Raw genomic sequence first — 12,206 nt, 5'->3', positions numbered from 1 at the left:
ACCTGCTTTGCAAGCAGGGGGTCGTCGGTTCGATCCCGTCCGGCTCCACCATATGGTTCATCATCATTGTTAAAAGAATAGTTATTGCAAGAGATTGATAGATCTCTTTGCCTGTTCTATTGAAATTGTGAAGAAGAAGGTATATTCAGACATTTTTTGCTTCCTTTTATCCTTATGAAAGAAATTTTAAAGGGATGGATGGCTTAAAAAAATGGCTTTTAAAAATGAGACATGGCTTTTAAAACGCTGTGTTGGTCCTTGTCTAACATTTAAGTTTTTCCCCATTTTAGAAGAGAGTTGAACTTTTAAGGTTGAACTTTTATGGGCTAAAGTTAGAGCTTATAAAGTTAGAGCTGATAAAGCAAAAAGAACCAGCAATTCTCATTGAGAAAGCCCTTTGAGCAAAATAATGTGTCGCAAGGAAGAGCTCAAATTCCTTGCTTATGATTGGCAACTTAACCGTGCCATTGAATATATCTCGAGAAGTTGGTCTTTTCTGCTGATATTTTTGTTTTGTGCGTTGATTATTGAGCTTGAATTATTTTTTAAATAAATCTTATATCAATGATTTTATACGCACGAGTTGATCAATGAATATTGGCAATGAGAATGATCAAGTGTCTTAAGGGCATTTGGTGGATGCCTTGGCATGCACAGGCGAAGAAGGACGTGATACGCTGCGATAAGCTACGGGGAGGTGCGAATACCCTTTGATCCGTAGATTTCCGAATGGGGCAACCCACCTTAGATTGCTGGAAAAGTTAAGCTGCTTTAATTTAAAGCGGTTTAATTTTCTAGCAATCACTATATAAGGTATCTACACCTGAATAAAATAGGGTGTAAGAAGCGAACGCAGGGAACTGAAACATCTAAGTACCTGTAGGAAAGGACATCAAAAGAGACTCCGTTAGTAGTGGCGAGCGAACGCGGATCAGGCCAGTGGCTTAAGTTAAGAAAAGTAGAATCGATTGGAAAATTGAACCAAAGAGGGTGACAGTCCCGTATACGTAAATCTGATTTAAGTCCTTGAGTAAGGCGGGACACGTGAAATCCTGTCTGAATATGGGTCGACCACGATCCAAGCCTAAGTACTCGTGCATGACCGATAGCGAACCAGTACCGTGAGGGAAAGGTGAAAAGTACCCCGACAAGGGGAGTGAAAAAGAACCTGAAACCGGATGCCTACAAACAGTCGGAGCCCAAGATACGTTCTGGGTGACGGCGTACCTTTTGTATAATGGGTCAGCGACTTAGTCTAACGAGCAAGCTTAAACCGATAGGTGTAGGCGTAGCGAAAGCGAGTCTGAATAGGGCGTTCAGTTCGTTGGATTAGACCCGAAACCGAGTGATCTAGCTATGAGCAGGCTGAAGGTAAGGTAACACTTACTGAAGGGCCGAACCCGTATCTGTTGCAATAGATTGGGATGACTTGTGGCTAGGGGTGAAAGGCCAATCAAACTCGGAAATAGCTGGTTCTCCGCGAAATCTATTTAGGTAGAGCGTTAGTTTTATTCTCCAGGGGGTAGAGCACTGGATGGGCTAGGGGTCCTCACCGGATTACCAAACCTAACCAAACTCCGAATACCTGGAAGAAATAACTGGCAGACACACGGCGGGTGCTAACGTCCGTCGTGGAAAGGGCAACAACCCTAACCACCATCTAAGGTCCCCAAGTTATGGCTAAGTGGGAAAGGATGTGAGGATCCCAAAACAACCAGGATGTTGGCTTAGAAGCAGCCATCATTTAAAGAAAGCGTAACAGCTCACTGGTCTAAATAAGGGTCTTCGCGCCGAAAATGTAACGGGGCTCAAGCCATACACCGAAGCTGTGGATTTACTCTTATGAGTAAGTGGTAGCGGAGCGTTCCGTAAGCCTGTGAAGGGAGACTCGTGAGAGCTCCTGGAGGTATCGGAAGTGAGAATGCTGACATGAGTAACGATAAAGGGAGTGAGAGACTCCCTCGCCGAAAGTCCAAGGGTTCCTGCTTAAAGTTAATCTGAGCAGGGTGAGTCGGCCCCTAAGGCGAGGCCGAAAGGCGTAGTCGATGGGAACCACGTTAATATTCGTGGACCTGTGGGAAGTGACGGATTGCGTAAATTGTAAGGTCTTATTGGATTGATCTTGCAGTGAAGCGATTCCAGGAAATAGCTCCCACTTATAGACCGTACCCGAAACCGACACAGGTGGACAGGTAGAGAATACTAAGGCGCTTGAGAGAACTACGTTGAAGGAACTCGGCAAATTGCACGCGTAACTTCGGAAGAAGCGTGACCCTTTAGCGGGCAACCGTTAAAGGGTGGCACAGACCAGGGGGTAGCGACTGTTTACCAAAAACACAGGGCTCTGCGAAGTCGCAAGACGATGTATAGGGTCTGACGCCTGCCCGGTGCTGGAAGGTTAAGAGGAGATGTGCAAGCATTGAATTGAAGCCCCAGTAAACGGCGGCCGTAACTATAACGGTCCTAAGGTAGCGAAATTCCTTGTCGGGTAAGTTCCGACCTGCACGAATGGCGTAACGACTTCCCCGCTGTCTCCAACGTAGACTCAGTGAAATTGAATTCCCCGTGAAGATGCGGGGTTCCTGCGGTTAGACGGAAAGACCCCGTGCACCTTTACTATAGCTTTACACTGGCATTTGTGGCGATATGTGTAGGATAGGTGGTAGACTTTGAAGCAGGGGCGCAAGCCTTTGTGGAGTCGTCCTTGAAATACCACCCTTATCGACATGGATGTCTAACTGCGGTCCGTTATCCGGATCCAGGACAGTGTATGGTGGGTAGTTTGACTGGGGCGGTCGCCTCCTAAAGAGTAACGGAGGCGCGCGATGGTAGGCTCAGAACGGTCGGAAATCGTTTGTTGAGTGCAATGGCATAAGCCTGCCTGACTGTGAGACTGACAAGTCGAGCAGAGTCGAAAGACGGTCATAGTGATCCGGTGGTCCCGTGTGGAAGGGCCATCGCTCAACGAATAAAAGGTACGCCGGGGATAACAGGCTGATGACCCCCAAGAGTCCATATCGACGGGGTTGTTTGGCACCTCGATGTCGACTCATCGCATCCTGGGGCTGGAGCAGGTCCCAAGGGTATGGCTGTTCGCCATTTAAAGCGGTACGTGAGTTGGGTTCAGAACGTCGTGAGACAGTTCGGTCCCTATCTGCCGTGGGTGTAGGAATATTGACAGGATCTGTCCCTAGTACGAGAGGACCGGGATGGACGTATCTCTGGTGGACCTGTTGTGGCGCCAGCCGCATAGCAGGGTAGCTATATACGGACGGGATAACCGCTGAAGGCATCTAAGCGGGAAACCCACCTGAAAACGAGTATTCCCTGAGAACCGTGGTAGACTACCACGTTGATAGGTCAGGTGTGGAAGTGTGGTAACATATGAAGCTTACTGATACTAATCGTTCGATCGGCTTGATCGTTCTCATTCCCTCTATTCATTTTAAGCAATAAAACAAATTAAAATATCATATGAGACAACTTCTCTTTCTTTCTATGCTCTTCGCTGACTTGGTGGTTATGGCGGAGCGCCTGCACCCGATCCCATCCCGAACTCGGCCGTGAAACGTTCCAGCGCTGATGGTACTTTGTCTTAAGGCACGGGAGAGTAAGTCGCTGCCAGGTCTGCTAAGCGCATAGAAATAATTCTTCAACACTCTTCAAAAAATATCTACAAATCGTCGTATTCTTGCTGCGACAATTCTTTAATGACGCGGGGTGGAGCAGCCCGGTAGCTCGTCAGGCTCATAACCTGAAGGCCGCAGGTTCAAATCCTGCCCCCGCAACCAATCTTGTTCCCACAGACTCTCTTGCCACAAACACTCTTGTGTGCACAAAATAACCCTAAAAATAAACGCAAAAAGAGACAAATAGCTAAAAAACACAAAAACTAATGCCTCTTCGTAGAGCTCGCATCTGCCTCTTCGTATCCTTATCTCTTTTGGAAAATAATAAAAAACCGGAAGATAATCCATTCTCCTCTGTTCCCTGTAGATTAACTTGCCGGATCTTGAAAAAATGATGCGACTTGAAAAAATAATGCGACAGGGAACAACAAAATATCCCAGGATGCTTCAAATAAAAGGATTTTAATAAAAAAGCTGCACACGCGGTGCAGCTTTTGTAAAAGCGCTCTTCTTTGGGAGAGTGCTTACATGATGACAAATATCTTTTGTCTCAAAATCTCAGTCTTTAAAATCTGTAAGAATGACAACGTCTCTTATGACCATAATATCCAGAAATGCTCGCAATTAAAGCTCCAAGAAGGCTAGCAAAAAAACTCCACAAACCAATCTTAGAAGCCTTGTCAATAGCTTTATCGGCAAGCTCAAGACCGTTTTTGGCTACTTTATCAACATTATGTGAGAGACCTTCTACTTGTTTGTTCAGGGATTGAATAGCCTCTTTAGTCTTCTTGTTCGCTGTTTGATAAACTTCAATCGCACGCTCTGCAGTCTTTTCTGCTTCAGCTTGTGACAGCCCATTGTTGGTCAAGTGATGGATGACATCACGACGATCAATTTGACTATTGAGCTTGTTAACACGATCCGAAAGACGTTCGCCAAGCTGTTTAACCAAAAGACGATAGTTAGAAGGATCATTCTTAAAAGATGTGATGGTCGAACGTATATCTTTGATTGATCCCCTATAAGCATTATAGAGATTGTCCGGATTGAGGGCTGGAATATCGCTCTTATTTAAAAGTGCCTGTAAGTCATTGCTGAGTTTGTTAAAATCAAACAGAGCATTATTTTTATCGTTGAAAAAATCTTCAAAATTCTTACCATCCGTGAGCGAGACAAGTTTCCCACCTTCCGAACCAAAACCACTGATCGCTTGTCCCGTCGCACTGGCAACTCCTGAAACAGTCTTCGCTCCTAAATGAACTGCTCCAGAAAGTAAAACTGTACTTTGGATCGCCACTAAAAGCATAAAAAGCGCCCAGGTCAAAAAACCGTGAAGCGCTCCTGAGTGGCTCGCAAATCGACCAGCAATATAACCTCCAAGGCTGAAGCTTAGACAAAAAATAAGGATCGAACTCACGCCAATAGAAAGAAAACTATTCTCTAGCGAAAAGGGGGAAACAAAACTCATTTGGCTAAAACCTAAGGCGGCTAATAAAAAGGAAAAACAGACCGACGTTGCTAAAAGCGTTAGTAATCCAGCAAATATCGAGGACCAAGATAAAGTAGACGGAGTATAGTGACAACTCTCTGTCTCTAAAGAAAATTCGCCTGTAAAATGTCTCTCTAAGGGATGCTTCGTTGGGATCCGCGTTTCCATATCTCTCTCTCCTTCAATAATTCTTAATCTTAAAATGATCCAAACCAAATCTAGTTCCAAAAAAAAGCAAGAAGAGTAAATTAAATAAAAATGCTCAATCAATAGCCAGCATTAAGCCTCATCCCTCTGCACAGTAAAAGAAAAAAGAAAACAATCAAAAATCAACAGTAAAATTGCTTACGCTTCTCAAAACCATCATGCAGACCCTAGATTATAAGAGAAACTAAAAAATCCTTGCAAAATCCCCTCATAACAATCAAACTCTAAAAAAAGAAAAACTGAAAAGAAGCTCCTTAAATACAAAGACAAAAACTATAATAATAGCCCAAAAACTTAAAACAATTGTCAAAAAATTGTCATGAAATTTTTTAAAATAATACTCTAAGTGAATAGTGTTATTTCGTTTTGATTAGTCTCAAGAGACCGCTCGCAGTTCCATTTATAGATTTGACTATAAGTCATGTTATTTAGGTAAAGAGACAGGGTGTTGAGATTTTGTACAGAGCGTGGATGTAGTAGGTGATTTTGAGAGTTTCTCTCTATGATTATATAAAGAGATCTATTTTTAGTAGTGAGTGTGATTTAAATTATTCAATTACTTTCAAATATTATAAATCTAATCATACTGTGTATCAATAATTTTCAAGAGTAGCACAAATTCTAACATTATACCCAATCTATTGCGATTGCGCAGTGGTATGAGTGGATTAAAAAGGAGGAGTTTTGCTATGTATCAGATTGATTACAATAGTTATCGTTCTATTAAAAGTTTTAATCGTCGAATTTGTTTTCTAGTTATGCATTACACTGCAATTGATTTTAAAGAGTCTGTTGCAGCTCTTACAGGTACTAAGGTTAGTTCACACTATCTTGTTCCTGATCCTTTGGAGAAAACGTATATTGAAGCGGGGTTTAAAGATATGCGTATTTTTAATTTGGTTGATGAGAATGAACGTGCATGGCATGCTGGCATTAGCTCATGGGCTGGGAAAAGTGACCTGAACGATACATCTATTGGAATTGAAATAGTCAATGTGGTGACTGATAATGATATGAATGGAATGCCTATATTCCCTCCCTATAATCCTATGCAAATTGATGCGGTTAAAGAGCTTGCGTTAAATATTCTACAACGTTATCCCGGTATTACGCCAACAAATGTTGTTGGTCACAGTGATATTGCTCCTGATAGAAAAAGCGATCCAGGTGCTGCTTTTCCATGGAAAGAGCTTTATACAGTAGGTATAGGAGCATGGTATGATGATGAATTGAAGAATTGCTATCAAACACAATTCTGTAAGAGTCTTCCTGCGAAAGCAGATATTATTGCTAAACTTAAGCAATATGGGTATGATACTGCAATTGCAAAAACAAAAAATGGATATAGGACATTAATTCGAGCATTTCAGCTTCATTTCCGGCAAAACAATTATGATGGGATTTTGGATGCCGAAACAGCAGCGGTTCTTTATGCATTGGTAGACAAGTATTTTTCTTAAAATAATCTAGCTTATTTTCATTAAAATATTTGCGATTACAATAACAGTTCGCTGGTGGTGTTCATTTATTAATATCTGGCGGAGAGAGAGGGATTTGAACCCCCGATAGAGTTACCCCTATGCCGCATTTCGAGTGCGGTGCTTTCAACCACTCAGCCATCTCTCCGTATTTTAAGATGCAATAAATTTTATTTATTTTGTTTAAGTTAATGACGGTTTGATAATCTCCAATTTCTTCGAATACAAGTTCTTTTTTTGCTTTTTGATTGGCTTTTCTTGACATAGAATGGAAATTCTATCATATATATTTACGTGTGAGCGTAGAGTAATTTGCGTATATTTGTGTTTTGTGGGTATTTTCTATACCTTTTAAACCATTAAGACTGATAAAAAGCGGCCTATTTTCTCTGTTGATAAAGTAAAATAAGAGCTGGATCGAACGAAAGGATAAAAAATGTTCGCAGTCATTAAAACTGGTGGGAAGCAGTACCGTGTTGCTGAAAACCAGGTCATAAAAGTTGAAAAAATTATTGGTGATGTGGGGAGCGTTATTGAGTTAAATAGTATACTGATGCTTCATGAAGAGAATAATGTAACTGTTGGTACACCTCTCGTTGCGGGCGCTGTAGTTACCGCTGAAATTGTAGAGCAGGGGCGTGCACGTAAAGTTATCTCATTCAAAAAACGTCGTCGTCAAAATTCAAAGCGTACTCGTGGTCATCGCCAAGAATTGACAACGTTGCGTATTTTAGAAGTTTCAAGTGATGCTTCAAAAACACAAAAAACAACTAAAAAAGTAACTGAAAAGTCCGTTAACAACAAAGTAAAAGCATCAAAAGAAACAAAAGCTTCTGCTTCTCTTAGCAAAACTGCTAAAAAAACTACTGAAAAAAAGGCTACGTCAAAAAAGGTAGTTTCTGAGACATCAAAAGGTGAAAAGAATTAAAGGAAAACAGTTATGGCACATAAAAAAGCAGGGGGATCTTCGCGCAATGGACGTGATTCAGAATCAAAACGTCTTGGCGTTAAAAAATTTGGTGGTGAAGCCGTTGTTGCTGGAAATATCATTATTCGTCAGCGTGGTACACGTTGGCATCCTGGTGATAATGTTGGTATTGGAAAAGATCACACTCTTTTTGCTCTTTCAAATGGAATAGTTTCTTTTCGCAAAAAAGCAAGTAACCGTTCTTATGTTTCGGTTGTTCCTGTAGCAGAAACAGCAAAATAAGCGAGATATCAATATATATATATATAGGATTTAAGCTTGCACGTTATTTCTCTCTAGATATAGTGTAAGTCTGTGGAGAGGTGGCCGAGTGGTTGAAGGCGCACGCCTGGAACGCGTGTATATGGGAAACCATATCGAGGGTTCGAATCCCTCTCTCTCCGCCAAATATCAATAAAATCAATAGGCTGTCTAAAGGTTAGGGATTTTTGTTTCTATTGATTTTACTCTGTTTCTTTTGTCCTACCCTTAATCTTTGATAGCTTCTATTGCCAGTTGTATTCTATTAGTCGTTTGAGCGTAGAGCGGTGCCATGCTATCTTCTATCTACTAAAGACTGCTTTCATTTGCGAAACTGTAATACCAACGTTAGCAGCACATATTTCTGCTAATTTACTCAGCCCGTGGGCTAATTTTTAATACTCGCTGCATTGTATGCTTCACGAAATAAATTGCTAAAACTTTTTCCACTTTTCTTACAAATAAATGTTTCATTTCCAAGAGAATCCTCTCGTTAATTCAATGTGTATTGCTCTTCAGAAATGTTTTTTGCGAAAGGTAAGAAGCTATAGAATAGTGATCTTTAGTCTACAAGATTTAGAAAGTGTATTTTATGTATACAATAAAATTTATAGCAAGTTTAACGGTCAGTTACGTTCTCTATACTGCTTGCATTGTTTGATGTTTTTTACCTTGCTGAAAATATTAAAGTGGGCTTAGCTATTGATAATGGACTCTTGATTGTGAGGCTACAGGTTGTTCTTTTGCACCACTATTGATGAATTGTTAGCTCAATGTGATCCTTCAGCAGATTTTGCTGATGGGCGATATAGAATGGTTTAATGCTCAGTCTGTTAGTCGAGAATTTTTGTGATAAAGCGGGCTGAAATTTGGTTCGTATCGCTTGATGTAGCTTTGGGCTATGAGCAAAAAGGAATGCCTCCTATGCTGATTGTATCACCGGAAGCATTAAATTGTGAGATCTATTAAGAGAAAATCATAATTACGAAAATATTAGTCTTTTTATTCATTACAAGGGGGAAGGAAGCTTTGCTAGAATAATAAATTTCACTATCTCATTGGTAGGAACAAGATTATATATAATGAGAATGGCACGTTGTGATCGATCATGTGCTTTCGATATAGGAGTACCTCATGGAAAAAGAGTAGAAAAAGTTCTTTTTATGATTATCAATGAAGTACTCTCAAAACTATTGGCATTTCTTACTTAATTTCTTTATGCATCTATCTAAATGATGCTAAAGGGATTCCATTATATTATATACTCTTTGAATGTCTGTACAAAATTGTGGCACCTTTTTAATCATTTCACTATAAGAAGGCATAGTAATTGCTGCATCTATTGTCGATATGAGATCTGCTATTTGTGTTTTTGGGTTCATGCCATTAGGAGAATTAAGGAACTTTTTTGCGTGCTTAAACATTGGGTTTGTAAGATCATTGGATGTATTTTGCGCCAAAACGAAAATATCTTTTTTCCAATTATAGTTATGACGTAGCGTATGTATGTGTGCCGGCAAATTTGCCCATGCCATTTCTTTATTATAATCACCTTGTAATAAGTTTGCATAGCGTCCACACACAATCATAAGTATGTGACGGTGACGTACTAGGTGAAATCTTGAAAAGAAGTTATCATAACCACGAGAGTATATATATGCTGATGCTTTTTGCATCTTTTCGAAGTGTTCGGAATCTTCGTATTTTTTGCTCACATACTTTTCGTAGAGCGCATCATATTGATCTAGATTATCTACATTAGTACATCCAAATAGTATTAAGGTAGATAATAAAACTATAAATTTGGCGATGTGTATCATGATATCCCCCCATTTTCTCTATTCTATAATAGATTCGTTTAGTTGATACAATTATGAACAGTTAGCGTTGTTTACAGGGTGTAGATTGAGATACAAACACAATATTTAGTTTTTTATATTGATGTTGATAATGTGCTGTATTTAGTGTTTAATAATATTTTACTGTACTTAGTCGTGTTGTATCTAAAATAGAGTGTATTTATTCTGTATGTCCTGCGTTTGCAGGTTTTTTATTATCTGGAGTGAGTATTTATGACATCAGAAATACGACTCAGACTCCCCAAATAACAACTCAACGTATACCTCTCAAAGCAGGAATAGGACGTGTCAAAGGTGTTTCGAATAAAATGACGTGTATTATTGGAAGAGGCTGTGATTAAAGCCGCTGAGAATAAAGGCAATAAAATGGGGAATGATGGTTGATTTCTTATTTAGAAAAGAAAACTATCAGTTGTCCAACGACTTATTTATCTCTTCTTGGCAAGGTTTTACTGTTACAGGATTACGGATGAGAATGGATGAGAGGGCTTGTAGAAATAGCTCTTTTGTTAAGGACGACTGCCGAATTAAGCTTGTTCTCAAACTTATTCCTATTTTTACAGGTAAGGCAGTGGTCCATGTGGCTTGGGGCCGGTAAAGAAATCTGATAAGATAAAATCCTTTGCCTTAACGGCTGCTTTAAAGAGTTATCAGTTTGGGGTATGTGGATCTCGAGGATTATTCTGTACGCTCGTCAGTTTTTGCTCGGTGGGTGTGTGATAAATGAATATGCTTCCTGTGTTGGTTAGTCTCCAATATATCTGGAGAGAAAAAACTTCGTTGTTATCAGTCCAAATTTGGCAAGACGAATCTTAAAGCATAACAAACAAAGTGAATATAAAGTATAACAAACAAGGTGAATACTTGTGTGGGTGAAAAGATAGTTTTAAAATAAGGTAACTAGGATTAATAAAAAACATATTGATCATAATAAAGAAAGTTTTTAAATTCAGATTTGATATTTTTATCATTAAAATGATGAATAGACTTATTATAATTTATTTAAGATTAGAGAAAATACATGAAAAGAAACTCAATTTCTAATGCCACATCTGAAAAAGCAGTAGTGGAAAACAGTACAAAAAATAATTCTGTCGAAAGTCGAAAAAAAATTGAAAGTTTATTAAAACGTATTTCTGGAAATCCTAAAATATTAGATAGGGATCTAGATATGATCAATAGAAGTTTAGCTCTTGGTGATAGTGATGAAAATAAACGTTATATGGATCATATTGTGAAATTTTTGAAGATTCGATTAAAGAAAGAGTATCACCTTGAAAATGATTCCACTCTTTTAAAAGAAATTGATAATTACGTAAGTGTTGTTAGACAAGAGCATAATGGAAAAGCAATTGTGGCAGACAGTACAGAAAATAGCTCTGTCGAAAGTCCGAAAACAATTAAGAGTCTATTCATGAGAAGAAACTCACTTCCTAATTCCACATTTGAGAAAGCACTTGTGGAAAACAGTACAAAAAATAATTCTGTCGAAAGTCGAAAAAAAATTGAAAGTTTATTAAAAAGTATTTCTGGAAATCCTAAAGTATTAGATAGGGATCTAGATATGATCAATAGAAGTTTAGCTCTTGGTGACAGTGATGGAGATAAACGTTATATGGATCATATTGTGAAATGTTTGAAGGTTCGATTAAAAGAAGAGTATCACCTTGAAAATGATTCCACTCTTTTAAAAGAAATTGATAATTACGTAAGTGTTGTTAGACAAGAGCATAATGGAAAAGCAATTGTGGCAGACAGTACAGAAAATAGCTCTGTCGAAAGTCCGAAAACAATTAAGAGTCTATTCATGAGAAGAAACTCACTTCCTAATTCCACATTTGAGAAAGCACTTGTGGAAAACAGTACAAAAAATAATTCTGTCGAAAGTCGAAAAAAAATTGAAAGTTTATTAAAAAGTATTTCTGGAAATCCTAAAGTATTAGATAGGGATCTAGATATGATCAATAGAAGTTTAGCTCTTGGTGACAGTGATGGAGATAAACGTTATATGGATCATATTGTGAAATGTTTGAAGGTTCGATTAAAAGAAGAGTATCACCTTGAAAATGATTCCACTCTTTTAAAAGAAATTGATAATTACGTAAGTGTTGTTAGACAGGAGCATAGTGAAAAAGGAGTGAAAATTCCTAACCAAGACAAAGCAAATGTCGACGTATCGGCACAGAGAAAACAAAGATCTGGTAAATTAGGAATAATGGGGGCCTTCTTCTGATAAAAATGTAAAATCTTAATATTTTTTATATTCATGGGGGGGGATTTTTATGAAAGTATTTGTTTAAAATACTTGTGTCTATT

General features: G+C 38.9%; 7 protein-coding genes, 4 tRNA genes, 2 rRNA genes and 1 pseudogene (1 of these 14 cut by a window edge). 11 read left to right on the top strand and 3 right to left on the bottom strand.

The genetic code is table 11. The features are described 5' to 3' along the window. The 4 genes from ACJTDF_RS05505 to ACJTDF_RS05490 form a co-directional block, all read left to right on the top strand. Positions 1-51: transfer RNA gene (locus tag ACJTDF_RS05505), tRNA-Ala, on the top strand; it begins 25 nt to the left of the window's first position. Positions 52-611: 560 nt separating this feature from the next. After that, positions 612-3,425, top strand: a 23S ribosomal RNA gene (locus ACJTDF_RS05500). A gap of 87 nt (positions 3,426-3,512) precedes the next feature. Next, a 5S ribosomal RNA gene (gene rrf / locus ACJTDF_RS05495) occupies positions 3,513-3,627 on the top strand. Between the two features lie 87 nt (positions 3,628-3,714). Continuing rightward, a tRNA-Met gene (locus ACJTDF_RS05490) sits at positions 3,715-3,791 on the top strand. Between the two features lie 403 nt (positions 3,792-4,194). Here ACJTDF_RS05490 and ACJTDF_RS05485 read toward each other — a convergent pair. Further along, positions 4,195-5,286: a DUF3792 domain-containing protein gene (locus tag ACJTDF_RS05485; protein ID WP_407965307.1), complete on the bottom strand. Its 1,092-nt coding sequence runs from the start codon at positions 5,284-5,286 to the stop codon at positions 4,195-4,197. 728 nt (positions 5,287-6,014) lie between these two features. On the opposite strand from ACJTDF_RS05485, the gene ACJTDF_RS05480 reads away from it, so the two are divergent. Continuing rightward, positions 6,015-6,785, top strand: coding sequence for an N-acetylmuramoyl-L-alanine amidase (locus ACJTDF_RS05480; protein WP_407965306.1), 771 nt, complete (start codon positions 6,015-6,017; stop codon positions 6,783-6,785). Between the two features lie 76 nt (positions 6,786-6,861). Here the strand turns inward: ACJTDF_RS05480 and ACJTDF_RS05475 are convergent. Further along, positions 6,862-6,951: transfer RNA gene (locus ACJTDF_RS05475), tRNA-Ser, on the bottom strand. Between the two features lie 288 nt (positions 6,952-7,239). Here ACJTDF_RS05475 and rplU point away from each other — a divergent pair. The 4 genes from rplU (at position 7,240) to ACJTDF_RS05455 (ending at position 9,000) form a co-directional block, all read left to right on the top strand. Beyond that, entirely contained in the window at positions 7,240-7,731 is a 492-nt protein-coding gene (gene rplU, locus ACJTDF_RS05470) for a 50S ribosomal protein L21 (protein ID WP_407965305.1), read from the top strand. Positions 7,732-7,743: 12 nt separating this feature from the next. Next, positions 7,744-8,013, top strand: a complete 270-nt coding sequence (gene rpmA / locus ACJTDF_RS05465; RefSeq protein ID WP_407965304.1) for a 50S ribosomal protein L27 — start codon at positions 7,744-7,746, stop codon at positions 8,011-8,013. Positions 8,014-8,087: 74 nt separating this feature from the next. Then, positions 8,088-8,177: transfer RNA gene (locus tag ACJTDF_RS05460), tRNA-Ser, on the top strand. Positions 8,178-8,880: 703 nt separating this feature from the next. Beyond that, positions 8,881-9,000 (top strand): type II toxin-antitoxin system PemK/MazF family toxin, encoded by a 120-nt coding sequence (locus ACJTDF_RS05455; protein WP_407965303.1) that lies wholly within the window; start codon positions 8,881-8,883, stop codon positions 8,998-9,000. 269 nt (positions 9,001-9,269) lie between these two features. Here the strand turns inward: ACJTDF_RS05455 and ACJTDF_RS05450 are convergent, their stop codons facing one another. Further along, entirely contained in the window at positions 9,270-9,620 is a 351-nt protein-coding gene (locus ACJTDF_RS05450; protein ID WP_407965302.1) for a hypothetical protein, read from the bottom strand. 488 nt (positions 9,621-10,108) lie between these two features. Between ACJTDF_RS05450 and ACJTDF_RS05445 the strand changes: the two are divergent. After that, positions 10,109-10,360, top strand: a pseudogene (locus ACJTDF_RS05445) (hypothetical protein); the annotation flags it as partial. Between the two features lie 551 nt (positions 10,361-10,911). After that, the gene (locus ACJTDF_RS05440) at positions 10,912-12,123 is read left to right on the top strand and encodes a hypothetical protein (RefSeq protein ID WP_407965301.1); all 1,212 of its coding nucleotides are present in this window, start codon (positions 10,912-10,914) and stop codon (positions 12,121-12,123) included. Positions 12,124-12,206 lie beyond the last annotated feature (83 nt).

Origin of the sequence: Bartonella bennetti (assembly GCF_045945445.1) — a bacterium.
GTDB lineage: Bacteria > Pseudomonadota > Alphaproteobacteria > Rhizobiales > Rhizobiaceae > Bartonella.
The sequence above is the reverse complement of the archived record's forward strand: the minus strand, read 5'-3'. Positions and strand labels throughout refer to the sequence as shown.

Bases quoted from the DNA above. Each gene is read 5' to 3' on its own strand.
- rpmA (WP_407965304.1), top strand. From the start codon at position 7,744: ATGGCACATAAAAAAGCAGGGGGATCTTCGCGCAATGGACGTGATTCA.
- ACJTDF_RS05485 (WP_407965307.1), bottom strand. From the start codon at position 5,286: ATGGAAACGCGGATCCCAACGAAGCATCCCTTAGAGAGACATTTTACA.
- ACJTDF_RS05480 (WP_407965306.1), top strand. From the start codon at position 6,015: ATGTATCAGATTGATTACAATAGTTATCGTTCTATTAAAAGTTTTAAT.
- rplU (WP_407965305.1), top strand. From the start codon at position 7,240: ATGTTCGCAGTCATTAAAACTGGTGGGAAGCAGTACCGTGTTGCTGAA.
- ACJTDF_RS05440 (WP_407965301.1), top strand. From the start codon at position 10,912: ATGAAAAGAAACTCAATTTCTAATGCCACATCTGAAAAAGCAGTAGTG.
- ACJTDF_RS05450 (WP_407965302.1), bottom strand. From the start codon at position 9,620: ATGATTGTGTGTGGACGCTATGCAAACTTATTACAAGGTGATTATAAT.